Origin of the sequence: Acidovorax sp. FG27 (assembly GCF_040365715.1) — a bacterium.
Classification (GTDB): domain Bacteria; phylum Pseudomonadota; class Gammaproteobacteria; order Burkholderiales; family Burkholderiaceae_C; genus Paracidovorax.
Genome location: NZ_BAABVY010000013.1, coordinates 15,257 through 38,308, shown reverse-complemented (window position 1 = coordinate 38,308; position 23,052 = coordinate 15,257). Strand labels below are relative to the sequence as shown.

At 65.4% G+C, this 23,052-nt stretch carries 23 protein-coding genes and 1 tRNA gene; 15 read left to right on the top strand and 9 right to left on the bottom strand.

Annotation, left to right across the window (positions count from 1 at the left end):
- Genes ABWV53_RS17985 through ABWV53_RS17970 form a run of 4 tightly spaced genes read left to right on the top strand, consistent with a single transcriptional unit; the run spans nucleotide 1 to nucleotide 3,207 of the window.
- The gene (locus ABWV53_RS17985) at nucleotides 1-1,185 is read left to right on the top strand and encodes a discoidin domain-containing protein (RefSeq protein ID WP_353367512.1); all 1,185 of its coding nucleotides are present in this window, start codon (nucleotides 1-3) and stop codon (nucleotides 1,183-1,185) included.
- Between the two features lie 8 nt (nucleotides 1,186-1,193).
- Nucleotides 1,194-1,802: a DUF4376 domain-containing protein gene (locus tag ABWV53_RS17980; RefSeq protein ID WP_353367511.1), complete on the top strand. Its 609-nt coding sequence runs from the start codon at nucleotides 1,194-1,196 to the stop codon at nucleotides 1,800-1,802.
- Entirely contained in the window at nucleotides 1,799-2,119 is a 321-nt protein-coding gene (locus ABWV53_RS17975; protein ID WP_353367510.1) for a hypothetical protein, read from the top strand. Before ABWV53_RS17980 ends, ABWV53_RS17975 begins: the two co-directional genes overlap by 4 nt.
- Nucleotides 2,116-3,207: a glycoside hydrolase family 24 protein gene (locus ABWV53_RS17970; RefSeq protein ID WP_353367509.1), complete on the top strand. Its 1,092-nt coding sequence runs from the start codon at nucleotides 2,116-2,118 to the stop codon at nucleotides 3,205-3,207. The genes ABWV53_RS17975 and ABWV53_RS17970 overlap by 4 nt, the downstream gene beginning before the upstream one ends.
- A 313-nt stretch (nucleotides 3,208-3,520) precedes the next feature.
- Here the strand turns inward: ABWV53_RS17970 and ABWV53_RS17965 are convergent, their stop codons facing one another.
- Complete coding sequence (locus ABWV53_RS17965; protein ID WP_353367508.1) at nucleotides 3,521-3,940, bottom strand: response regulator; 420 nt, start codon at nucleotides 3,938-3,940, stop codon at nucleotides 3,521-3,523.
- Between the two features lie 102 nt (nucleotides 3,941-4,042).
- Between ABWV53_RS17965 and ABWV53_RS17960 the strand changes: the two genes are divergently transcribed.
- From ABWV53_RS17960 to ABWV53_RS17945, 4 genes are all read left to right on the top strand, one after another.
- Nucleotides 4,043-4,312: a hypothetical protein gene (locus tag ABWV53_RS17960; protein ID WP_353367507.1), complete on the top strand. Its 270-nt coding sequence runs from the start codon at nucleotides 4,043-4,045 to the stop codon at nucleotides 4,310-4,312.
- 360 nt (nucleotides 4,313-4,672) lie between these two features.
- Nucleotides 4,673-6,403, top strand: coding sequence for a methyl-accepting chemotaxis protein (locus tag ABWV53_RS17955; protein ID WP_353367506.1), 1,731 nt, complete (start codon nucleotides 4,673-4,675; stop codon nucleotides 6,401-6,403).
- A gap of 246 nt (nucleotides 6,404-6,649) precedes the next feature.
- The gene (locus tag ABWV53_RS17950) at nucleotides 6,650-6,919 is read left to right on the top strand and encodes a hypothetical protein (RefSeq protein ID WP_353367505.1); all 270 of its coding nucleotides are present in this window, start codon (nucleotides 6,650-6,652) and stop codon (nucleotides 6,917-6,919) included.
- Nucleotides 6,920-7,465: 546 nt separating this feature from the next.
- Nucleotides 7,466-9,085, top strand: a complete 1,620-nt coding sequence (locus ABWV53_RS17945) for a YncE family protein (RefSeq protein ID WP_353367504.1) — start codon at nucleotides 7,466-7,468, stop codon at nucleotides 9,083-9,085.
- Nucleotides 9,086-9,329: 244 nt separating this feature from the next.
- Here the strand turns inward: ABWV53_RS17945 and ABWV53_RS17940 are convergent, their stop codons facing one another.
- Together ABWV53_RS17940 and ABWV53_RS17935 are read right to left on the bottom strand one after the other, a co-directional pair.
- Nucleotides 9,330-9,719 carry a type II toxin-antitoxin system HicB family antitoxin gene (locus tag ABWV53_RS17940; protein ID WP_353367503.1) on the bottom strand — a complete coding sequence of 130 codons (390 nt, stop codon included), beginning with the start codon at nucleotides 9,717-9,719 and terminating at the stop codon, nucleotides 9,330-9,332.
- Nucleotides 9,720-9,739: 20 nt separating this feature from the next.
- The gene (locus ABWV53_RS17935; protein ID WP_353367502.1) at nucleotides 9,740-9,919 is read right to left on the bottom strand and encodes a type II toxin-antitoxin system HicA family toxin; all 180 of its coding nucleotides are present in this window, start codon (nucleotides 9,917-9,919) and stop codon (nucleotides 9,740-9,742) included.
- Nucleotides 9,920-10,384: 465 nt separating this feature from the next.
- Here ABWV53_RS17935 and ABWV53_RS17930 point away from each other — a divergent pair.
- Nucleotides 10,385-10,461, top strand: a tRNA-Arg gene (locus ABWV53_RS17930).
- 577 nt (nucleotides 10,462-11,038) lie between these two features.
- Here the strand turns inward: ABWV53_RS17930 and ABWV53_RS17925 are convergent.
- Nucleotides 11,039-13,312 carry a RelA/SpoT family protein gene (locus tag ABWV53_RS17925; protein ID WP_353367501.1) on the bottom strand — a complete coding sequence of 758 codons (2,274 nt, stop codon included), beginning with the start codon at nucleotides 13,310-13,312 and terminating at the stop codon, nucleotides 11,039-11,041.
- A gap of 197 nt (nucleotides 13,313-13,509) precedes the next feature.
- On the opposite strand from ABWV53_RS17925, the gene greB reads away from it, so the two are divergent.
- Nucleotides 13,510-14,079: a transcription elongation factor GreB gene (gene greB / locus ABWV53_RS17920; RefSeq protein WP_353367500.1), complete on the top strand. Its 570-nt coding sequence runs from the start codon at nucleotides 13,510-13,512 to the stop codon at nucleotides 14,077-14,079.
- A gap of 155 nt (nucleotides 14,080-14,234) precedes the next feature.
- Here the strand turns inward: greB and rpoZ are convergent, their stop codons facing one another.
- The 3 genes from rpoZ to ABWV53_RS17905 are packed head-to-tail and all read right to left on the bottom strand — an operon-like array spanning nucleotide 14,235 to nucleotide 16,025.
- Nucleotides 14,235-14,438, bottom strand: coding sequence for a DNA-directed RNA polymerase subunit omega (gene rpoZ / locus ABWV53_RS17915; protein ID WP_056666610.1), 204 nt, complete (start codon nucleotides 14,436-14,438; stop codon nucleotides 14,235-14,237).
- Nucleotides 14,439-14,459: 21 nt separating this feature from the next.
- Complete coding sequence (gene gmk, locus ABWV53_RS17910; protein WP_056666607.1) at nucleotides 14,460-15,080, bottom strand: guanylate kinase; 621 nt, start codon at nucleotides 15,078-15,080, stop codon at nucleotides 14,460-14,462.
- A 36-nt stretch (nucleotides 15,081-15,116) separates the two neighbouring features.
- On the bottom strand, nucleotides 15,117-16,025 hold the full coding sequence (locus ABWV53_RS17905) for a YicC/YloC family endoribonuclease (RefSeq protein ID WP_353367499.1): 909 nt from the start codon (nucleotides 16,023-16,025) through the stop codon (nucleotides 15,117-15,119).
- A 75-nt stretch (nucleotides 16,026-16,100) separates the two neighbouring features.
- Here ABWV53_RS17905 and ABWV53_RS17900 point away from each other — a divergent pair, with 75 nt between their 5' ends.
- The 5 genes from ABWV53_RS17900 to hemW all read left to right on the top strand — a co-directional run bounded on the left by ABWV53_RS17900 (nucleotide 16,101) and on the right by hemW (nucleotide 20,797).
- Nucleotides 16,101-17,117: a serine/threonine protein kinase gene (locus tag ABWV53_RS17900; protein WP_353367498.1), complete on the top strand. Its 1,017-nt coding sequence runs from the start codon at nucleotides 16,101-16,103 to the stop codon at nucleotides 17,115-17,117.
- Nucleotides 17,114-18,016: a PP2C family protein-serine/threonine phosphatase gene (locus tag ABWV53_RS17895; RefSeq protein WP_353367497.1), complete on the top strand. Its 903-nt coding sequence runs from the start codon at nucleotides 17,114-17,116 to the stop codon at nucleotides 18,014-18,016. The genes ABWV53_RS17900 and ABWV53_RS17895 overlap by 4 nt, the downstream gene beginning before the upstream one ends.
- A 123-nt stretch (nucleotides 18,017-18,139) precedes the next feature.
- The gene (rph, locus tag ABWV53_RS17890; protein WP_353367496.1) at nucleotides 18,140-18,886 is read left to right on the top strand and encodes a ribonuclease PH; all 747 of its coding nucleotides are present in this window, start codon (nucleotides 18,140-18,142) and stop codon (nucleotides 18,884-18,886) included.
- Between the two features lie 45 nt (nucleotides 18,887-18,931).
- A complete protein-coding gene (rdgB, locus tag ABWV53_RS17885; RefSeq protein WP_353367495.1) occupies nucleotides 18,932-19,531 on the top strand; it encodes an RdgB/HAM1 family non-canonical purine NTP pyrophosphatase in 600 nt (199 codons plus the stop codon).
- 93 nt (nucleotides 19,532-19,624) lie between these two features.
- On the top strand, nucleotides 19,625-20,797 hold the full coding sequence (hemW, locus tag ABWV53_RS17880; protein ID WP_353367651.1) for a radical SAM family heme chaperone HemW: 1,173 nt from the start codon (nucleotides 19,625-19,627) through the stop codon (nucleotides 20,795-20,797).
- 201 nt (nucleotides 20,798-20,998) lie between these two features.
- Here the strand turns inward: hemW and ABWV53_RS17875 are convergent, their stop codons facing one another.
- Nucleotides 20,999-21,334 carry an I78 family peptidase inhibitor gene (locus ABWV53_RS17875; RefSeq protein ID WP_353367494.1) on the bottom strand — a complete coding sequence of 112 codons (336 nt, stop codon included), beginning with the start codon at nucleotides 21,332-21,334 and terminating at the stop codon, nucleotides 20,999-21,001.
- Between the two features lie 153 nt (nucleotides 21,335-21,487).
- Nucleotides 21,488-22,801, bottom strand: coding sequence for an SPOR domain-containing protein (locus ABWV53_RS17870; RefSeq protein WP_353367493.1), 1,314 nt, complete (start codon nucleotides 22,799-22,801; stop codon nucleotides 21,488-21,490).
- Nucleotides 22,802-23,052: the final 251 nt, after the last annotated feature.

The window sequence follows — 23,052 nt, the reverse complement described above, 5'->3', positions numbered from 1 at the left end:
ATGCAGCCTGACCTTCTCGACATGATGTTCGCCGGTGCCGGGCCGGCGTCGAGCCCTCAGCAGTTCATCTTCACGGCCAACACCACCTTCACCGTCCCTGCTGGAGTGTTCCAGCTCAGCGCCCTGGCGCAGCAGACGGACGGCAATAGCGCCGCGGTGACCGTGACGGCGAACGGCACGATGGTGCTCCGGGCGCAGAACGGCGCACGCATTGGCGACGGCGGGGGCGACGGAGGGCTGCCAGGCACTCCTGCTGGCTCGTTCCCTCAGTCCACCCAGGCCGGCGGGGGCGGGGGCGGCTACACGGGAGCGGGCGGCAAAGGCGGCACCTCGGGAGAATTCGGCAGCACGTCAGGCACCGCGGGCAGCAACGGACAGGGCGGCGGCGGTGGTGGTGGTGGCGGCGGGCATTGGCCGGGCAATGAATACGTGGACCTCCCAGCGGAACGAGGCGGTCACGTCGGCTGCAAAGGGATCGGCGCCAACGGCCTCGGCGGCGCGCCGGCGGCGACCAACTTCCAGAACCCCAACACCAGCACCCCGGCCTCGCCTGGCGGTGATGGCTCGGGCGACCAGGACTTGGGAAACATCGGTGGGGCGCCGCGCGGCGTGCAGGGTGGTGCGCTCGCGTGGGTTGCCGCGATCCCGGTCAACCCGGGCCAAGTGCTGACCATCAACGCCGCGGGCGGCCGGGTGCGGATCATCTCGGGCCCGGGCCGCAGCTACCCCTACAACGCGGCGAGCGTGTTCACGCTGGGCGAGTCGTACCGCTACTGGCGCGTCGTGTTCCAGGGCTACCAGGCCGGGAGCTCCTATGTCGCGCTGTACGAGATCGAGCTGCGCGCCACGGCCGGCGGCGCTGACGTCACCACGCCAGCGACGGCGATCACGGCGAACTCCACGTTCTCATCCAGCTTCCCGGCGTCGAACGCCGTCGACAACAACGCCACCACCTATTGGGCCTCGGCGTCGCTGTCGCCCCAGCCGGCGCTCACCCTCGACCTGGGTACGGCCCAGCCCATCCGCCAGTGGGCATTGCGCCCGCGCGATAACGGCGCCAGCACCCGCAGCCCGGTGAAGTTCACCGTCTACGCCTCCTTCGACGGCGTGGATTGGGCGGCCGCCAAGGTCTTCGATGGTCAGACCGGCTGGTCTGACGGTGTGCAACGTCTTTTTGACCTCTGAAGGATCACATGCCCTATCTACAGACCGACACCCAGCGCTATCCGCTGGAGATCCCGGACATCATCGCGGCGCACCCGGAATGCTCGTTCCCGATCCCGTTCGAATTGCCGGACGGCTATGCGGAGGTGCAAGCGACGGACCGGCCAGAGCACAACCCGGCCACGCACCGCGTCGAGGAGATCGCGCCCGAGCAGCAGGGCGACCAGTGGGTGCAGCGCTGGCGCGTGGTGAAGCTCAAGGCCGCCGAGTCGGCTGAGCTGCTCGCTGCCCAGAAGGCGGCGCTCACCGGGGCGGCCACCGCCAAACGGTGGGAGGTCGAGACGGGCGGCGTGACCTTCCCGGACGGCACGCGCGTGAGCAGCACTACCGAAGACCAGAACCGCATCACGACGGTGATCGCCAACGCGGCGCTGGCCGGCGTGACCACCATCGACTTCAAGGCCGCCTCGGGCTGGGTGTCGCTGACGCTGGCCGAGCTGCAGGGCGTGGCCGCCGCCATTGCGCTGCATGTGCAGGCGTGCTTCAGCGCCGAGCGCGCGCACCACAAGGCCATCGAGGCGCTGACCACGCTCGCCCAGGCCCAGGCATACGACATCCACGGAGGCTGGCCAGCATGACCCGCACGACCACCCCCAAAGAACCCGGACGCTTCATGAAATTCGATCCTACCGTCAGCACCGGGACCATCATCCAGACCCTGGTCTTCATCATCGGCGTGGCCACGGCCTACGGCGGCTACCGCGAGGACCAGGTCAAGCAGGACGGGCGCATTGCGATGGTCGAAGCCCTGGCGGATAAGGACCGCGACAGCACGAAAGAGTCGCTCAAGAAGATTGAAGGCCAAGTGGCTGATCTCGCCAAGAGCAATCAGGACATCAAGGAGTCCCTGGCCATCCTGCGCGGCCGGGCGGCGGAGCCGGGGAGCCGTAAGTGACCACGGCGACACACGACCCTATCGCTCTGGTGGAGGCTCTCACGCACGGCAACGTGCGCGCCTTCCTGCGCATGCTGCGCCACGGCGAGGGCACGGCCGGCGAGGATGGCTACCGCGTGATGTTCGGCGGCGGCCTCTTCGACAGCTTCGCCGACCATCCACGGCAGGCCATCACCCGCAAGCTAGGTGGAAACTTCATCACCAGCACGGCGGCCGGGGCCTACCAGTTCCTCTCGCGCACCTGGGACGGCTTGGTCAAGCAGTACGGGTTCGCGGACTTCGGCCCGAAGAACCAGGACCTGGGCGCTGTCGCACTCATCCAGGGCCGCAAAGCCCTGGATGACGTGATCGCCGGCCGCTTCGAGGACGCGGTGCGCAAGTGCGCGCGCGAGTGGGCCAGTTTGCCCGGCAGCCCGTACGGCCAGCCCATGGTGACCATGGCCCGCGCCCGTCAGGAGTACGAGGACGCCGGCGGCACGTACTCGGCCGAGTTACCGGCCGCCGCCACCAGTCCCATCGCATCGATCACCCCAACCACTCAGGAGGCTCCCGTGACCCCATTCGTCGCAGCCGTGCTGCCATCCCTCATCGACTTGGTGCCCAAGCTGGGCAAGATCTTCAGCTCCGGCTCAGAGACGGCCGAGCGCAACATCAAGGCCGCCGAGGTGGTAGTGTCCGCGGCAAAGGAGGCCATCGGCGCCCGCAACGAGCAGGAGTTGATGGAAACCATCAAGGCCGACCCGGAGGCTGCCGCCCAGGTCCGTGCAGCCATTGAGGCACAGTGGTTCCGCCTCGAGGAGTTGGGCGGGGGGATCGCCGCAGCGCGGGAGGCGAATGCGATGTACCTGCAGCCCAACGCGCCAGGCTTCTGGCTCAATCCCGCGTTCTGGGTGTCCGCAGGCTTCCTGCTGATGCCGCTGATGATCCTGCTGGACATGCTGTTCGTGCACCCGGCCGTCTACAACGACACGCTGCGCATCCAGATCGTGACGGCCATCCTGGCGCTGCTGGGCGTGGTGGGCGCGTACTGGCTGGGCACCAGCTTCAGCAGCCAGCGGAAAAGCGATCCGCGCGTGGCGGGCGGGTGAGCATCCGAGCGCTACGCGTGCCGGTTCATGCCAGCTTTGGGCAAGCTCCTACGGGCGAGGCTGCGACGAAATAGGAGATTAGCTCCAACCCAACTGAGTGCCTACGCCCCAAGTTCAAATGGATCGCACCCCTCCAACACAGCCACCAAAGCATGCTCATCACAAAGACCAACGACCTTGGTGGACCCACTGGTGGATCCGACTGGCTGCAATAATGGTGCTGATTGTCGTCACGAGATTGCTCTTCTACTAGCGCTATCTGGCAGGTCGGATTCATGCCCCAGGCCAGGGTTGCGGAGGCACTGCCAGCCCGTCACGCACTACGATCGATTTCGGCGCACCGCTCTAAGAAAGCTTCGATCTCGGTGGACTTGTCGAACACGCCATCAGCCTTCAAGTCAAAGCATCGCCTCCGAATATCAGCAGTGGCATAGTTGCTTAGAACGAGCGCATACTGTCCTGGCTCCCTGTTTCTGACTTTTGCCAGGATGTCGAGACCTGTCCCCGACGCGAGGAAAAGATCAATGATGATGAGCTGCCACTGCCCATGCCAATCGGCTAGGGCTTGAGAAGCCTCAGTTGAACTGGTCGCCCATGCCACGACCTCCGTATTTGCCATCTCCGCGAGTGTGGGGACTAGGCTGTCGCGGATGATCTGACTATCTTCTACAAGAATTGCCCTTAGAGGGTTGGGGGGCGTGCTTGGACGGGTTGAGGCGGCGGACAATTCCATACCATCTATTTGACCTTGCCCTTCCAGCTTTCTTGTAGGTGATGGCGCCGAGCGCTGGATGCGGTAAGTTCTGCTGTTTCTACGTCCAATGAAAGCTCTTAGATGACCTCCTCGACCCAACTAGCCCTCAAAGAGGCCGTAGCGCAAAACGCAGAGGCTGTAGAGCAGATCAAAGGTGCCTCGAACGAGCTTGATGTTGTCCACGCTGTCCTAAGCACGCATGTCGTTTCTCCCCAGGCAAGCACTGACGTGCTTGCCGCTGTAGAGCGAACTGACGAGATTGGGCAGCAGTTGGCGGAAACGGCCGAGGCGCTGCAGAGGACCACAGGGCTGTTGCGTCAGGCCGAAGCGAGCGACAGCAATCCCTCGTAGAAGCTCACTAAGCGCGGGGCTACAGTCGCCTGGCCCCTGTTGTCTCTGTGAGCCTTGGAGCGACTTGCGCATGAAGGTCGAACAATTGGCGCAGCCAAAGTAAAACGTTTGCCCTGTACCAGTCGGACCGAGGTTGCGAGCTGCTCACGCGCTGAAAGCAGCGGATTAACTCAACCCTTTAGACCGACCTCCTCAGAGTTGCAGATCGACAAATGCCGACCGGTCACCTTGGGTTGGCCTTAATTTCCATCGCTCAGAAAACAGGATTCCCCTCTAAGGCACTAAGGCGTTGCGACTTAGATTGCGGGTGCCCTTGGCACATCTCAAAATAGCACTCTACCCGACGTCTAAGGAGTTCCCATGCAGATGAACAACCTCACCGTGGGGCGGCGGCTGGCGCTTGCCTTTGGAGCAGTTCTCACCATTACAGCCCTGATGGCTGCGCTGGGAGTATGGCAACTCGCAGCAGTCGGTCGACACGCAGAAAAGCTGACAACGACAGACAATGACCGCTCGGACGCTGCTGCTCAATGGCGCCAGACTATTGAACTCAACTGGATAAGAACTCGAGCCGCTGCGCTGGACTCGGACCCAAGCCGAATGGCGATGTGGCAGCAGGAGATGGATAAAACCTCGGAGGAGACCGCCAAGGCGCGGAAAAAGGTCGTAGATCTCATCGCTTCTGATGAGGGCAGAAGGTTGGTGGCAGCGATCGACGCTGCGCGTGAAGCGTACCGTGGGCCCCGTAGCGACCTTCTGAAGAGGCGAGCTGCTGGCGAAGATGTGTCTGTAGCCCTAGATCGCGAAATCCGACCGCTGGCCGAAGCATATACAGCGGCCCTCAGCGCTCTCGAAGCGCGGCAGGACATGCTGTATGCGCAATCCCGCGACCAAGCCCAAAGGACAATCACGGAAGGTCAGGTACTTTTGATCGTCGGTGGGGTGATTGCTGTTTTTCTCGGAGCGATCGGCGCTGTGGCGCTCAGCCGCTCGATTACTGGACCTTTAGCACAGGCTGCCAGGCGGGCAGGCGACATTGCAGGCGGAGATCTAACCCAGCCGATTGAAAGTAGCGGCAGAGACGAAGCGGCGGCGTTGCTCCAAGCGCTTGCAGACATGCAGGACAGCTTGGTGCGGGTGGTGTCGGGAGTGCGGAGTAATGCCGACAGCGTAGCTACAGCAAGCGCTGAAATTTCGCAGGGCAATAACGATCTCTCTGCTCGCACAGAGCAGCAGGCAAGCGCGCTGGAGGAGACGGCTGCATCGATGGAAGAACTGAGCTCGACTGTCCAGCAAAACGCTGAGAACGCCCGCCAGGCAAATCAACTTGCGGTGAGTGCGAGTACTGTAGCGGTCGAAGGGGGCGGCGTTGTCTCTGAAGTGGTAGATACGATGAGGGAGATTAACGAGAGCAGTCGCAAGATTGCCGACATCATCGGCGTGATCGACGGCATCGCGTTTCAGACAAACATACTTGCTTTGAACGCAGCAGTCGAAGCCGCCAGAGCCGGTGAACAAGGACGCGGTTTCGCTGTTGTTGCGAGCGAGGTGCGAAACCTCGCCCAGAGGAGTGCTGATGCAGCCAAGGAAATCAAGCTACTCATCACTGCCAGTGTGGAGCGTGTCGAAGCAGGCTCCCAGCTCGCTGACAAGGCTGGCGCTACCATGAATGAGGTGGTCGCCGCGATTCGCCGTGTCACAGACATCATGGGCGAGATAAGCGCTGCCAGCAGGGAGCAAAGCGCAGGCGTCGGTCAGATTGGCGAGGCGATAACTCAAATGGACCAAGCGACTCAACAAAACGCGGCCTTGGTGGAGGAAAGCGCAGCGGCTGCGGGAAGTCTTAAAACGCAATCAGCACAGCTGGTCGAGGCAGTAGCGGTTTTCCGGCTACCCCAAAGTCTCTCAGTTCGTCACCAAGCCTCCGAGTCTCCGCCGTTAATCAACACAAATCGTCTCGTGGCCCCGTCCGCTACTACTTCGGTCACAGCACCACGCGCAACACTGCGCAAGCTACCGGTTCTGTCCCCCGCACCAGTGGCTGCTCCACCCTTGGTCAAAAAGCCCCACGACGACTGGGAAAGCTTCTGAGCTTTTGGCATCCCAGTGGCGCAACCGCCGGTCCCACCCTATCCAACTTTGGCCTGATTCTTCTGAGTGGACTCTTCTGATCCGGGCCTGGCGTCTATTAAGGGAGACGCACAGTTGTAACTAGTAGTCCGGGAGTTCTGGGCAGGGCGCAGACACGATCCTGGCCGCGCCCCCTGCGGTGCCGGGCGATGCCTGCTCCAGCGCGCAGGTCCGGGTGGACGAGTGGCTCAAGGGGAGTGCGGGGCCATGAGGGCCGCACTGCTGATGCCGGCGCTGCTTCTGGCCGGCTGCGCTGCCGTGCCGCGCGTCGAGGTGCAGAGGGTGAGCGTATCGGTGCCAGTGGAGTGCCGCGAGCCGGTGCCGGTTCGGCCGGTCATGCCGACCGAGGCCTTGCGGCCGGGCGTATCGCTGGACGAGTTCGCCCGCGCGGCGATGGCGGAGATCAAGCGACGGGAAGGCTACGATGGACAGCTTCTGGCCGCGCTTCAGGCCTGCCGGGCGCCCATCTCGAGCTAACCCGGCACAAGAATCAGCAGCCAGCGAAAAACCGATCCACGCGTGGCCGGGGGGTGATCTGCAAGCGTTGATGAAAGCAGTGACGTGAAGTGATATAGATGGGGTGGACGCCGCATCCATGCACGCGACAGATTCACGTCACAACCAATCAAATTACGCAGCCGAGCACTCAAGTCGTGAAACGGTTTGCCATAATTCCGCCCCTCTGTATCTAAAGGTGTCGAGGGTGGCGTTATGGTGAAACGAGTGGCTCTGGCAGCAGTCGCACTGTCAGCTTTGTGTTTTCTGTCTGCCTGCGGTGGAGGAGGCGGTGGATCCGACACTCCTGCCACTGGAGGGAATCCCAGTCCGACCACACCGGGAGGCTCTGTAACCAATCCTCCAGCGACAGACGGAGGTGCGGCCGGCAACTCGGGCAATTCTGGTAGTTCGGGCCCATCCTGGCTGGCCTTCAGCCCGGCATCCATTTCGCAAACGGTAAGGGACCGCAGCTTCACCATCCCGATCGCGGTCACCGCTACTTCTTCCCGGGTCATACAAGACCGATTGAATGTAGCCATCATCGACTCGACCGGAGTGTTCGACCCTCGCGGCACCATGATCACCGCTTTGGGAAGCACCAGCTACAAAGCAGAATTGGCAGTATCGGCGGCGCTTAAACCAGGACGTTATCGGGGGGCACTCACGGTGCGGCTCTGCCTGGATGACGCGAATATTTGCCAACGCCCGTTCGAAGGCTCGTCGTGGCAGATCCCCTTCGACATTCAGGTGAAGTCGTGGCTAGAGCCTCGCACCGTTCACAAGTTGCTGGCCGCAGAAGTGGGCATCCCGTTGACGTGGGCTCCCAACCTCTCACGTCTGACCAAGACGATCACGGTTTCCGACAACCTGGGGCAAGCCAGCAGGTGGGAAGCGCGATCCAACCAGCCATGGCTGACCGTCACGCCGTCAGGCGCAGCAGGGGAGACACTGAATGTCCAAGCAGATCCATCTTCGCTGCCCGCCAACTCGCTGACTTACGCCACGATCTCTGTGAGCTCCCCGGACGCTTCGGTGACACCAGCCCAGCCCATCGTCGTTGGTTTCTGGAAGAGTGGCGACGCGATCAAGCAAATACCGAGCAAGTCAAGCGTTCCTTCCGAGTACAGGCGTACGGTGGCAGACGCGATCCGGCCCTATGTTTATGCGCACGCGGACGGCAGTCAGATCGACGCTTACAACATTTATACGGGCGCCCTGGTGGGCTCACTGTCCGCCCCTGGCTCGTCGTTTGGCAAGATGATCGTATCGCCGGAGGGTGACTTTCTATATGCGCTGGATTCCACATCGAGCCAGGTAAAGGTCTTCGACCTGCGAGCGGGCAAACTATCTGCCTCCTGGCCGCTCATAACGGCACTTGATGCCCACAGAAGCGCGCTATTTGACATGGTCTATGCCCGACCCAATGGAGTTGGTGTGGTGGTCATGACTACCGGACAGATCATGCGCGCCGCGGATGGCAAAGTCCTGGGGGCAGAAGTTGCCCAGCCAGTCCGGTGGTGGGAATCTTCATCAGACCTGCAGTCCAGCTATCTTGCAGCGTCCCCAGACGGCAACCGTATCTATTCGACCGACTCCCGGCAGCACAGTCCCAACACGCCGTTCTACTGGGATATCGACTACAGCGAGGCGAGTGGAGGCACGCTCTCCTTCACGAAGAGCTACGCCGCGAACCTATCGGGCGGCAACGATCAACGACTGCCTCAAGCGGGCGGCATTGCATTGTCGCGCGATGGTAAGCGCGTGCTGATGCTCTCCTACCAGGGAGGTATATCCGTCTGGAGTCCTAGCGATCTGTCGCGGATGGGCATGTTGGGCAGCGAGCGGCAGTACGAGGACGGGACGCTGTTGGTGACCGCAGATGGAAATGTCATCGTGGAACCTATGACCTATGGCACCTTCAGCGGGCCGGCGTTCCGAGTGCTAGCCCCAGACGGGACTTTACTGAGAACGGTGAATACGAGCTTTTCGGCCAGCGTTGTTCAAGGAGGGAGCAACACCGGTATCTCCACCTGGGTTAGTCGTATGGCAGTTTCCGCCGATGGCGTCATCGGCATACAACGCGGGTACTACCAGACTGACGCCGGTTTCCGATACTTGCTGACGTTCACGCCGATCGTGCCTTGAGGACGCTGCTCGGCGCAATTGAATTCGCACCGAGGCCATGGCGGACATAACTCCCCAGGTCGATTGCCACGAGCCGGTGCCGGCCGGCCCTGCCGACCGAGGCCCTGCGGCCGGGCGCATCGCTGGACGAGTTCGCGCGCGCAGCGATGGCAGAGATCGAACGGCGCGAGGCGTACGAGGGGGAGTTGCTGGCGGCGCTAGGGGCCTGTCGGGCGCCTGTGGGCGCACGATCACCTTGAAGCGCTCAGGCTCCGGCCATCTCCCGCTCTGCAGCAGTCGCCAGAAAAGCGGACCGGCTCTGCCCACGCGCTTTCGCTGCGGCATCGATGCGCTGCACAAGCCCCTCGTTCAAGCTGATATTCAGGCGGATAGCCTTTGCGCGCACCTTCGCCAGATCCATCTCCACCAGCATCCAGAACCCCCCGGTGTACTCCCGGTCGTCCGCCCACCGCTCGGGAGATGAGGGCGCAGGGATCGGATCGTCGTCGCCGCCAAAGTGAGCTTCCGCCGCTTCCTGTGCTGCGCCTGGCAGGGATTGCAGATCATCGGCCGCCGCAAAGCAGCCGGGGAAGTCGGGGAAGGTCGCGCCGTATGCGCTGCCGTCGTCCTTGTGCACGTAGATGGGGTAAAGCATGTGTCGCTCCAAAAAGGGCCTCAGAGGCCCGCCTGTTTCCTGATGCTCTTCACGGTGCCGACAGGAAGGTCTTTCTTCGGGTGGGGCACTGTGACCTTGCCAGCCTTGTTCGGGTGTTTGAACTGGTGATGTGACCCGACCGTGTGAACCAGCACCCAGCCGTTTGCCTTGAGTTCCTTGATGAGTGCTGCGCTGTTCATGTGTGTAATCATACACACTTTTATGGTGTTGCGCAAGACTACACAATAGATTCTTACGCGACGACTACGTCCGTGAAAGCGTCTGCGCGTTGAGCGCCGAAAGATGTTCCGCAACTTGCAGCGGGCCCGCGCCTGCACTGGGCTTGCGGGCGGTGGATAGGCAACTTTTGCGGAACGGGAATCGCCCTGCAGGCCGCGCCGCTGCTGGATTCCCCGATGGACTCATAATCCCTTGGTCGTCGGTTCAAGTCCGCCACGCCCTACCAACAGTGACGGGCTGCGATGGTTTTCATCGCAGCCCGTTTTTCTTTTGGGCCGCTCGCAAAAAACTGCGCTGATCTCCCAAACACACGCTGCAGCTGCGGTACAATTCGTCATCGTCTTTCAATGACTGCCCAGCAAGGCAAATCAAAAAAGACGATTTTTTGAAGAGGCATGAAATTTCATGCTAGAATTCAAAGCTTAGCGGCTGTAGCTCAGCTGGATAGAGTACTTGGCTACGAACCAAGGGGTCGTGGGTTCGATTCCTGCCAGCCGCACCATACGTAAGCCCTAGAACACAAATGTTCTAGGGCTTTTTCGTTTGTGCTTCTAGGTCAAGTGGTCCTTCAGTCCGATCGAGGCACAGAAGCGTGAGGGCGCCGTGCTTCAACTCGTTGTGGCCACTGAATGCGGTTTTGACTGGCATGCATGTGTGCACACCCTGTTTAAGCTGGAGTCTTGTGCAACGAAAGGACCTCCATGTCCCCGTCATCCTTGTTCCAGTCCAGTCCCCAGCCGGGTGGCTCGCAGCCGCAGCCCGTTCCGCCGCTCGACACGCCTCCATCACCCCAATGGGTGCCACAACCGGAAGTCGATGATCCGCCGGCGCAGCCTGGCGGAGACCGGCCGGTGCAGGACCCGCCTCCCCATCACTGACGGAGACGACGGCCCTCTAGCCATGCGTTCGATAGCAGCGATGCAGGCGGTGCTGCTCGCGCCAAGGCATTCAGATCGCCTCATGGCCGGTCTGCCTCGAGAAGGATCGGCTGGGGGTGGTGATGAGATGGAGAAGGCGGCTTGACCGCAGCGAGCCCGGGAGCGTCGATCCACCCGTGCCTGCCATGATCGTGCGCCAGCTCAGGCTTGCGGCAGTACCCTGAAGGCTCTCAAGACCGCATTGGTGCGGCGCAGGTTGCGCAGCGCGGATTCCATGTGTGCTTGGTCGCGTACCGCCACGATCAGGCGCAGATCGGTGGTGTCCATCGCTGCGGCCTCGTCCATCTCGACATGGACGATGTCCGCTTCCGAGCTCGCCAGTTCGGCCGCCACCCGGGCCAGCACGCCCTTGCCGTTCGACACCGTGACCACCACGCCCGTTTCGAACATGCGGGTAGGCTCGTCCGCCCAATCCACTGCGATGAAGCGCTCGCTGTCGCGGTGCTGCAGTTTCTTGGCGACACTGCAGGCGCTGTTGTGGACGACGAGGCCTTCCCCTTTGCCCAGATAGCCCACGATGGGGTCGCCTGGCACGGGGCGGCAGCAGTGCGCATATTGCACGGATGCGTTTTCGCTGCCATCAAGCGTGACTTCGCCCTGCGACAGGTTCTCATGCGAGCTGTAGCGTTCGCGAGTGAGCAGCAGGGCGTCCGGCCGGTGGCCGTGTTCTGACATGAGCACCACCAGGCGCTTGGCGACGATGCCGGCGATGCGCTTGCCCAGGCCGATGTCGGTCATCAGCTCCACCCGGCTGCGGTTGCCGGTGAAGCGCAGCAGCTTGTCCCACAGGGCGTGGTTGCTTTCTTCGTCGGGCAACTGCTCCAGCCCTTCCGCGCGCAGCGCCTGGGTCAGCAGCTTTTCGCCCAACCCGGCGGACTCGGTGTGCGCCAGGGTCTTCAGGTAATGGCGAATCTTGGAGCGCGCCCGCCCGGTGCGCACGAAGCCCAGCCAGGCAGGGTTGGGGGTGGACACCGGCGCGGTGATGATTTCCACCACGTCGCCATTCTTGAGTTCGGTGCGAAGGGGCACCTGCTCGTTGTTGATCTTGGCGGCGGTGGTGCGGTCGCCCACGTTGCTGTGGATCGCGTAGGCGAAGTCCACCACGGTGGCGCCACGCGGCAGCGCCATGATCTGGCTCTTGGGGGTGAAGACGTAGACCGCGTCCGGGAACAGGTCGACCTTGACGTGGTCCCAGAACTCGGCCGCGTCGCGGGTTTCGTTCTGGATGTCGAGCAGCGACTGAAGCCACTTCGTGCCCATGCGCTCGGCTGCCGTGCCATCCGTGTCGTGCGCCTTGTAGAGCCAGTGCGCCGCCACGCCCGCCTCGGCGACCACGTGCATTTCCTCGGTGCGCATCTGGAACTCGATGTTCACGCCCGAGGGGCCGACCAGGGTGGTGTGCAGCGACTGGTAGCCGTTGAGCTTGGAGATGGCGATGTGGTCCTTGAAGCGCCCGGGCACCGGCTTGTACATCTGGTGCAGCACGCCCAGCGCCGTGTAGCAGTCGGTCACCGTGGGCACGATCACCCGGAAGCCATAGATGTCGGTGACCTGCGCGAAGCTCAGGTGCTTGGAATCCATTTTCTGGTAGATGGCGTAGAGCGTTTTTTCGCGCCCGGCCAGCCGCACCTTCATGGGGATGCGCGCGAAGGCGGCATCCACCTCGGTCTGCACCCGCTGCACGATGTCGCGCCGGCGGTTGCGCGCCTTGCTCACCGCCTTGGACAGCGTGGCGTAGCGCCAGGGGTGGAGATGCCGGAACGACAGGTCCTGCAACTCGCGGTAGGTCTGGTTCAGGCCCAGGCGGTGGGCGATGGGTGCATAGATCTCGAGCGTCTCGGAAGAGATCCGGCCCCATTTGCTGCGGGGCATGTCGGACAGGGTGCGCATGTTGTGCGTCCTGTCTGCCAGCTTGATCAAGATGACCCGCACGTCGCGGGCCATGGCCAGCAGCATCTTGCGGAACGACTCGGCCTGGTTCTCTTCCCGGGTGTCGAATTGCAGCTTGTCGAGCTTGGTAAGGCCATCCACCAGTTCGGCCACCGGCGCGCCGAACCGGTCGATCAGGTCGGCTTTGGTGACGCCGCAGTCCTCCATGGCGTCGTGCAGCAGGGCGGCCATCAGGGCCTGGGCGTCGAGCTTCCAGGTGGCGCATTGCGCGGCGACCGCGATGGGGTGCGTGATGTAGGGCTCGCCGCTGCTGCGCAACTGCCCCAGATGGGCTTCATCCGCGAACCGGTAGGCCTGCCGTATCTGCTCGATGCTGGCCGCATCCAGATAGTCGAGGTTTTCAAGCAGGGCCGCAAAGCTCGCTGCCGCGGCATTGGCGGCCGCCGCAGACGTGCTGCCGCTGCCCGGCGGGGTATTGCCGGGAAGTCCATCGGAAACGGAGGGCTTGTTCAACACCGCTGTCATCCCTTAAATGTAGCCTGCGATCGCCGAAACGACATTTGCTCCAGAAAATACACCGTTTGGCCGCACTTTTTGACCATCGTGGAACCCGCTTCCAGGCCGATTGGGTGACCAGGCGCATCGAAACGTCGGGCCAGTCGTACGGCACCACGCGGTGATGGCGCCGCGAAGCGCGTGCACACCGCTCTAAACTGGGGCCCATGAGCAAGGCTTTCACCAGGGAAACGGACGACGCCCCCGAGGACGATGCGGAGTTCCCCTCCGCGCCACCGCTGCCCGCGGGCAGCAAGAACTACATGACACCCGCAGGCTACGCCCGCCTGCGCTCCGAATTGCTGGACCTGATGGACAACGAGCGGCCCAAGGTGGTGGAGGTCGTGCACTGGGCCGCGAGCAACGGCGACCGGTCCGAGAACGGCGATTACCTCTACGGCAAGAAGCGGCTGCGCGAGATCGACCGCCGCATCCGCTTTCTCACCAAGCGCCTGGATCTTGCCGAGGTCGTGGACCCGTCGCTGCACCACGGCAGCGACCAGGTGTTCTTCGGCGCCACCGTCACCTACGTCGATGACCTGGACGTGGAGCGCACGGTCACCATCCTGGGCATCGACGAGGTGGACAGCAGCCAGTCGCAGGTGAGCTGGGTGTCGCCCGTGGCGCGGGCGTTGCTGAAGGCCCGCGAAGGCGACGAAGTGCGGCTGGGCACGCCCGGCGGGCTGCGCACGCTGGAAATCTTGCGGGTCGAGTACCCGGCCGTGACGCCATCCTGAGGAGGCGGTGCCGCGGGGCGGGCCCGAGCACATCGGCCCTCCATGGCCGCGAGTTCTCCGGCCATGGGCCAGCCGACCGTTCGGGCAAAAAAAAGCACCGCGTCGCGGTGCTTCTTCTTTGCGGGATACGGCGCGGAGCCGAACCAGGCTGCCGATCAGCCGGGCACCTTCTTCAGCATTTCCAGGCCGACCTTGCCGTCGGCGATCTCGCGCAGCGCCGTCACGGCCGGCTTGTTGCGGCTTTCGATCTTCGCGGCGTGGCCCTGGCTCAGCATGCGCGCGCGGTACGTGGCGGCCAGCACCAGCTGAAAGCGGTTGGGGATCTTCTCAAGGCAGTCTTCGACGGTGATGCGGGCCATGATGGTTCTCTGGAAAAAGGATCAGGAAATGTTGAGCGACTCGAAAGTGTCGGCGCGGGTACGCCGCTGGGCCGCGAACTTCAGGCGCTGAGCATGGACGATGGTTTTCAGGTCGAAAAGCGCCCGCTCAAATAACTCGTTGATTATAACGAAGTCGAATTTGCAGGCCTGGGCCATCTCGCCAGCGGCATTCTGCAGCCGCATCTCGATGACGTCGGGCGCATCCTCGCCGCGCCGTTCCAGGCGCGAACGCAACTCTTCCCAGCTGGGCGGCAGGATGAAGATCAGCACCGCGTTGGCGAACGCTTCCTTGATGAGGATGGCACCCTGGAAGTCGATCTCCAGCACCACGTCGGCCCCCTCGGCGACGCGCTCTTCGATGGCCTTGCGCGACGTGCCGTAGCGCCGGCCGTGCACATGCGCCCATTCGACGAAGCCGTTGGACGCGACCATCGCGTCGAATTCCTGGTCGGACGTGAAGAAGTACTCGCGCCCGTGCTTTTCCTGGCCCCGGGGGGCTCGTGTGGTGTGCGACACAGAGGGCTGCACGTGCGAATCGAGCTCCAAAAGGGCCTTGACCAGGCTCGACTTGCCGGCGCCGCTGGGCGCTGCCACTACAAAGAGATTTCCGGGATAGTCCATACGGAGTCTGCGCTAGCTGCTATCAAAATTGAATTATCACTCGATGTTCTGCACCTGCTCGCGCATCTGCTCGATCAGCACTTTCATGTCCACGCTGATGCGGGTGAGATCCAGCGCTGCGGACTTCGAGCCCAGCGTGTTGGCCTCGCGGTGCAGCTCCTGGATCAGGAAATCCAGGCGCTTGCCGATCTCGCCGCCCTTTTTCAGCAGGCGCTCGATTTCATCGAGATGCGATTGCAGCCGTGTGACCTCTTCGGCCACGTCGATGCGGATGGCGAAGGCCGTGGCCTCGGTAAGGGCGCGGTCGCGGGCGGCGTCGGCGTTGACGGTGCCTTCGCCCGCGCTGAGTGCCTCGTTCCAGCGCTCCAGAAAGCGCTGGCGGTGCTGCTCCACCAGTTGCGGCACCAGCGGCACGGCCTGTTCGGACAGGGCGCGCAACTGGCCCAGGCGGTCCTGCAGCATGGCGACCAAGCGCTTGCCTTCGCGTTCGCGGGCGGCGAGCAGATCTTTCAGGGCCTTTTCGGCCAGTGCCGGCACGGCCTCGCTCCAGTCTTCGGCCGGGCCGGAGATGTTGCCGCACAGACGCAGCGCGTCGGCCACGCTGAGCGGCGCCGCCTGGGGCAGCCAGGCCTTGACGGCGTCCTGCAGGCTGTTCAGGCGCTGCAGCAGGCGGGGGGCGGGGTCGGGCAGGGCGCCGGTGTCGGCGTTCTCGATGAAGGCGCGCACCTCGACCTTGCCCCGCTTGAGCTTGGCGGTGAGCAGCGCACGCAACGCCGGCTCCTGGGAGCGCAACTCGTCGGACAGGCGGAACGACAGATCCAGAAAGCGGCTGTTGACCGAGCGGATTTCCAGCCCCAGCCGGCGCGCCGGCGCCTCGGGCTCGGTGTCCGCCGCAGAGGCGCCGTGCTGGGCGCTGGCGTATCCGGTCATGCTGTAAACTGCCATGGGACTTTCGGTGGTTGCTTGCAAAACAGGCGATTATCCCGGTTCCGATTCGTGCCCGAGTCTTCTTCGCAGAATATGTCCAAGATCAAGCCGGCACCATTGCCTCCCGAAACCCTCATTGGCGGTTACCGCGTCATCCGGCGCGTGTCCGCAGGCGGCTTCGGCGTGGTGTACCTCGCCACCGGTCCGGACGGCCAGCAGGTCGCCATCAAGGAATACCTCCCCTCGTCACTGGCCACGCGCGAACCCGGCGAACTGCTGCCCAAGGTGCCGCCCGAGAAGCTGTCGCTCTACCGGCTGGGCCTCAAGAGCTTTTTCGAAGAAGGCCGGTCGCTCGCGCAGATCTCGCACGCCTCGGTGGTGAGCGTGCTGAACTTCTTCCGCGAGAACGAAACCGTCTACATGGTGATGAACTACCTGGAGGGCGCGACCCTGCAGGACTTCATCATCACCGCGCGCGACCTGAAGACCCAGAAAGTTTTCCGGGAATCCACCATCCGCTCGCTCTTCGACGAAGTGCTGCGCGGCCTGCGCATCGTGCACCAGCACAAGATGCTGCACCTGGACATCAAGCCCGCCAACATCTTCATCACCGACGACAACAAGGCCGTGCTGATCGACTTCGGCGCGGCGCGCGAAGTGCTGTCCAAGGAAGGCAATTTCATCCGTCCCATGTACACCCCCGGCTTCGCCGCGCCCGAGATGTACCGGCGCGATGCGCAGATGGGCCCCTGGACCGACATCTACGCCATCGGCGCCTGCATCTATGCGTGCATGCAGGGCTTTCCGCCCAACGAGGCACCGCAGCGCATCGACAAGGACCGGCTGGCGCTGGCGCTCACCAAGCTGCGCGGGGTCTATTCCGACAACCTGATCGAGGTGGTGGAGTGGTGCATGGCGCTCGATCCGCTCTCGCGGCCGCAGTCCGTCTTCGCGCTGCAAAAGGAGCTGAGCCGCGAAGGCGAGCGCCGCTACACCAAGCTCACCATGGGCGAGAAGATGCGCCTGCAGCTCGACACCCTGGTGGCCGACACCAAGAAGAACGTCCAGAAGATGGGTGACGCGACCCGCTTCGGCGGAAAGCCGAAATGAAGTTCTCGGTGTTCCAGGTCAGCCGGCGCGGCGGCCGCGACAAGAACGAAGACCGGATGGGCTACTGCTACACGCGGGAGGCCGTGCTGTTCGTGCTGGCCGACGGCATGGGCGGCCATCCGGAAGGCGAAGTGGCCGCCCAGATCGCCATCCAGACCGTGTCCGCCTGGTTCCAGCGCGAAGCCAAGCCCGTCCTTGGCGACCTGCGGGAGTTCCTCTCCACCGCGCTGCTGGCGGCGCACCACCAGGTGCTGCGCTACGCCAGCGACCGCGGCATGCTCGACACGCCCCGCACCACGCTGGTGGCGGCCGTGGTGCAGGGCGGCAGGGCCTGCTGGGTGCACTGCGGCGACTCGCGCCTGTACCTGGTGCGCGGCGGCGAGGTGCTGGCCCGCACCCGCGACCACTCCTACCTGGAGCTGCGCAACGCAGCGCCTCCGGGGCCGGAGCCCGTCAACCGCAACGTGCTGTTCACCTGCCTGGGTTCTCCAGCCAAGCCCATCTACGACCTGGCCGGGCCGCTGGTGCTGGAGCAGGGCGACCGCCTGCTGCTGTGTTCCGATGGCCTCTGGGGCACGCTGGACGATGCCACCATCGCCCGCCAGATCGGCCGCCAGCCCGTTTCCGTCGCGGTGCCCGACCTGGTAGAGGACGCACTGCGCAAGGCCGGGGGCCTGAGCGACAACGTCACCGTGGTGGCGATGGAGTGGGAGATGCCGGACACCTTCGATTCCACCCAGGGCATCAGCACCGAGAGCATCAGCGACGGCGTGTTCGCCTCCACCATCCAGGGCGGGCCGCCGGAGGGCTTCGACGACGACCTGGACGACGAGGCCATCGAACGCTCCATCGCCGAGATCAACGAGGCCATACGCCGCTCCGCCGCGCGCAAGGCCTGATGATCGGTGCGGGCCGGCGCGGGCCCGGGCGGCCCTGGCCCCTCGCCGACTCGCCTGCCGCCGGGTTGCGCGCCCCAGGGCGCCTTCCGATTCCCTCCATCCGTCCACCCCGACATCGTTCCAATGACCACCTCCATGACCTCCCGCCCCGCCGGCCGCGCCGTCGATGCACTGCGCCCGGTGCGCATCACCCGCCACTACACCATGCACGCCGAAGGCTCGGTGCTGATCGAGTTCGGCAACACGAAGGTGCTGTGCACCGCCTCGGTCGAAGAGCGCGTGCCGCCGCACAAGCGCGGCAGCGGCGAAGGCTGGGTGACGGCCGAATACGGCATGCTGCCGCGCTCCACGCACACCCGCAGCGACCGCGAGGCCGCGCGCGGCAAGCAAAACGGCCGCACGCAGGAGATCCAGCGGCTGATCGGCCGCAGCCTGCGGGCGGTGTTCGACCTGAAGGCGCTGGGCGAGCGCACCCTGCAGCTGGACTGCGACGTGATCCAGGCCGACGGCGGCACGCGCACGGCGGCCATCACCGGCGCCTGGGTGGCCGCGCAGGACGCGGTGGCCACGCTGATCGCCAGCGGCAAGCTGGCCGCCTCGCCCATCACCGCGCCCCTGGCGGCGATCTCGGTCGGCATCGTGGGCGGCACGCCGGTGCTCGACCTGGAATACGTGGAGGACGTGGCCTGCGACACCGACATGAACGTCGTCATGACCGTGGCTCCGGACGGCGCCGCTCACTATGTGGAAGTGCAGGGCACGGCCGAGGGGGCTGCCTTCACGCGCCGCGAGATGGACCGGCTGCTGGCGCTGGCCGAGAAGGGCATCGGCGAGCTGGTGGCCCTGCAGCGGGATTCGCTATCAAAATAATAGCTACTGGCGCTTGATTATCAAGCGCGGGAGCCCGATTTGACCATGAAGATTGTTCTTGCATCCAACAACCCCGGCAAGCTGGCCGAACTGCAGGCCATGCTCGCGCCGCTGGGCGCCCGGCTGGTGCGCCAGGCCGACCTGGGCGTGGGCGAGGCCGAGGAGCCCTTTCACACCTTTGTCGAGAACGCCCTGGCCAAGGCGCGCTTTGCGGCGCAGCACACCGGCCTGCCCGCGCTGGCCGACGATGCCGGTTTGTGCGTCGACGCGTTCGGCGGCCTGCCGGGCGTGCAGACGGCGCACTACGCCACCCAGTTCGGCTACGAGAAGGGCGACGACACCAACGTGCAGGCCCTGCTCGAGCAGATGGCCGGCATCGACCAGCGACGCGCCGCCATGGTCAGCACGCTGGTGGCGGTGCGCAGCCCGCTCGACCCGGAGCCGCTCATCGCGGTCGGCCGCGTGGTCGGCGAGATCGCCCGCGAGCGCCGGGGCAGCAACGGGTTCGGGTTCGACCCCGTGATGTTCATTCCGGGATTCGGCGCCACCTTCGCTGAATTGCCCGTGGACGTGAAGAACGCCCACAGCCACCGCGGCCGCAGCGCGCAGCAGATGCTGGCGCTGATGCGCGAGCGCTGGTTCTGACGCGGGGCCCGGCACGTGTCCATTCCCATCATTGCGGCAGAAGGCCCGGCGGGCGAGGGCGAGTCGGCGGCGCTCAAGGACGTGCAGCACTACATGCGCGCGGGGCTGCTGCAGCTGTCCAGCCTGCCGCCGCTGTCGCTGTACGTGCACCTGCCCTGGTGCCTGAAGAAGTGCCCCTACTGCGATTTCAACTCGCACGAGGCGCGGGCCGGTGCCCAGGCGCTGCCTGAAGCGCAGTACATCGACGCGCTGATGGCCGACCTGGAGGCCGCGCTGCCCCTCATCTGGGGCCGCACGGTGCACAGCATCTTCATCGGCGGCGGCACGCCCAGCCTGTTCTCACCGCGATCCATCGACCGCCTGCTGGGCGACCTGCGCGCACGGCTGCGGCTGGAGGCCGATTGCGAGATCACGCTGGAGGCCAACCCCGGCACGTTCGAGAAGGACCGCTTCCGTGGCTACCGGGCCGCCGGCGTCACGCGCCTGTCCGTCGGCGTGCAGAGCTTCGACGACCGCTTCCTGCAGGCGCTGGGCCGCGTGCACGACCGCGCCCAGGCCCTGGCCGCGGTGGAGGAAGCGCACGATGCTTTCGACACCTTCAACCTCGACATCATGTACGCCCTGCCCGGGCAGACCATGGCCGATCTGGAGCAGGACCTGCGCACGGCGCTGTCGCTGTCGCCGCCGCACATCTCGATCTACCACCTGACCATCGAGCCCAACACCTACTTCGCCAAGTACCCGCCGGTGGTGCCGGAGGACGACACGGCCTACGCCATGCTCGACCGCATCACCGAGATGACGGGCGCGGCGGGCCTGCAGCGCTACGAGGTGTCGGCGTATGCGCGCAACGGCCACGCATCGGCGCACAACACCAACTACTGGCAGTTCGGCGACTACCTGGGCATCGGTGCCGGGGCGCACAGCAAGCTCAGCTTCGCCCACCGCATCGTGCGGCAGGTGCGGCTGCGCGACCCGCGCCGCTACATGGAGGGCGCGCTGGCCGGCCGGGCCATCGCGCAGGATGCGGACGTGCGGCGCGCCGACCTGCCGTTCGAATACATGCTGAATGCGCTGCGCCTGCGCGAGGGCTTCGCGCTGCAGCAGTTCATGGAGCGCACCGGGCTGCCCCTGACCGCCATCGCCCCCGGGCTGGCGGAGGCCGAGCGCAAGGGTCTCGTCACGCAGGAGGCCGGCCACGTGCGGCCGACCGAGCGCGGCTTCGACTTTCTGAGCGACCTGCAGGAGCTGTTCCTCGCCGACTGATCTGGGGAAGCCCTGCACGAATCGAGCGGAAAGTGGGCGCTGCGGATCGGGAGGGGCTGCAAGGCGCGAACCGCAGCCATGGCGGGGCTATGGCGAGGATCTGCAACGATGCAGACTGCCCGAATCCGCAAATGCACACCGCGCGGTGATTCGTGCAGAGGTTCCCCAGGCCGGCGCCCCGGTGCGCCGGCATCCGGCGCGTCAGCCGCAACGCACGGCGACGATGCGGTCGGCCGCATCCACTTCGAGGTTCAGCCGCTGCGTGCTGTATTCCTTGGTGATCATCTGGCCCGGGCGCAGCACCCGCGCCATGTTGGCGCCCGACTTCACGCGCGCCGCTTCCACCACCTGGGCCGTGCTGCTCTGGCCGACGAACGACTGGGCCGGCTGCGCGTCGCACAGGCCGCCGACCGGCGCGGTGGACGCGCCCGCCACCGCGGCGGTGCCCGACTTGCCGAACGGCCCGGTGGTGCAACCGGCCATCAGCGCGAGCGTGGCGAGCGTGGCGAGGGGAAAGGCCGTCTTGGAAAGGCGCATGGATCGAGGCTCCTTGGTCATTGCAGAAGAAAAGGGAAGGGGGGAAGGAGGCGACCTTAGCGCAGAGCCCGGTCGCTCCAGTCACCAGTGGTAACCAGGCCGCCCCGGTCGCCGCGCGACGCGGGCGCGTGGCATCCGCGGCGACGCTTCGGCTCAGCGCTGGGCGGGCGCGGCGTCCAGACCCAGCAGCTGCACCTGCGCCATGGCCGCATTCGCGTCGGTGGCGGAGGTGAACGGGCCGGCGCGAACGCGGGTGAGCAGGCGCCCGCTGCTGGACCGCACCTGCGCGGTCGATGCCGGCAGGCCGGCTTCGCGCAGGCGGGCATGCGCCCGGCGGGCGTTGTCCGGGTCGCCGAACAGGCCGGCGTTGATGTAGAGCTGGCGGCGTGCCGGCTCGGCCGATGCGGCCGATGCGGCCGATGCGGCCGGGGCGCTGGCGCGTGGGCGTGGGGTGCTGGCCGCCGCCGCGCCGGCCGAAGGGGCTGGCCGCGCGGTGCGGGCCGCGGGCCTGTCGCTCGGCGCCGGGGGCCGGGCCGCGTCGGCGGCGCTGGCCGGTGCCCGGCTCTCGGGTGCGGCAGAGGGCGCGGCTGCCGGCTTTTGGGGCGGAGTCTGCGCGGTGGATGAGACCGTGACGGGTGCGGTGACGGGTGCGGTGACGGGTGCCGAAGCCGCCGAGCCGACGGCCGCGTTCGTTGCGGAGACGGCGGTGGAGGCCGCAGGCACCAGCGCCGGCGCCGGGCCTGCCGCCTGGTCCGCAGCGGCTGGCGCGGCGGGCCCGGTGCCGCTGGCGGCCGCTGGAGCCGCCGTGTCCGTCGCCAGCGCGCCGGCCGCCATCGGAGCGTTCTGCGGCGCCACGGGGCCGGTGGCCGGGCCGGGGCCATCGGCGGGCCGGAAGCTGTTGGGGAACGCGATCCACAGCAGCAACGCCAGGGCCGCCAATACCGCGTGGGCGGCGACCACCCAGGCCAGCCGCTTGCGCGTGGGCGCCTGGCGTGCCAGCCAGCCCACCGCTTGCGGCAGGTTGGCCGATGCCGACAGCGCCTTGTGGATCTTCTTGCGCACCTCCGCATGCATGGCCGCGTCGCCATAGAGGCCCGGCACCACGCAGGCCGCGCACCAGAAAGCCAGCGCCACGCCCGCCAGTACCGGCAGTGGCACGCCCAGCCACTGGTATCCCACAGCGAAGAGCAGCAGCGCCGCGCCTTCGACCGCCGCCAGATACACCAGCGCCGGCCCCCAGAGCTGCCGGAACACCATCCACCCCAGCGTGAAGAACGCGGCGGCGGCGTTCCAGCTCGGCAGGGTGCGGCCGGTGTCGTCCTGGCGCTGGAAGAAGGCCAGATAACGCTCGGTGTGCTGCGAGCCGAGTGCGGCGCGGTACAGCGCCGGCATGGCGGTGTTTTCGGCAGGGCGCGGCGCCAGCACGGCGGTGGCGGCCTGGGCCGCATAGGCGGTGTGGGCTTGCATGGCCGGAATTCTGGCATGCAGCCAGCGGCTGCGGGGGTGTGGTTCTACCGAATCCGCCGCGTGCGCGGCGAGCGGGGCACCACCGGCCACGACCCCTTCACTGCAGCGCTGCGGGGCGCTGTGCCCGTCGCCGCGATCGCAGCAGCGCGAGGCATTCCACCAGGCCGGCGCCCACGCCCAGCACGATGGACGCGGCAGCCGCGCATCGGCGTTGCAACGAGGGTCTGCGGCGCGGGGCGGGTGGGTTCATG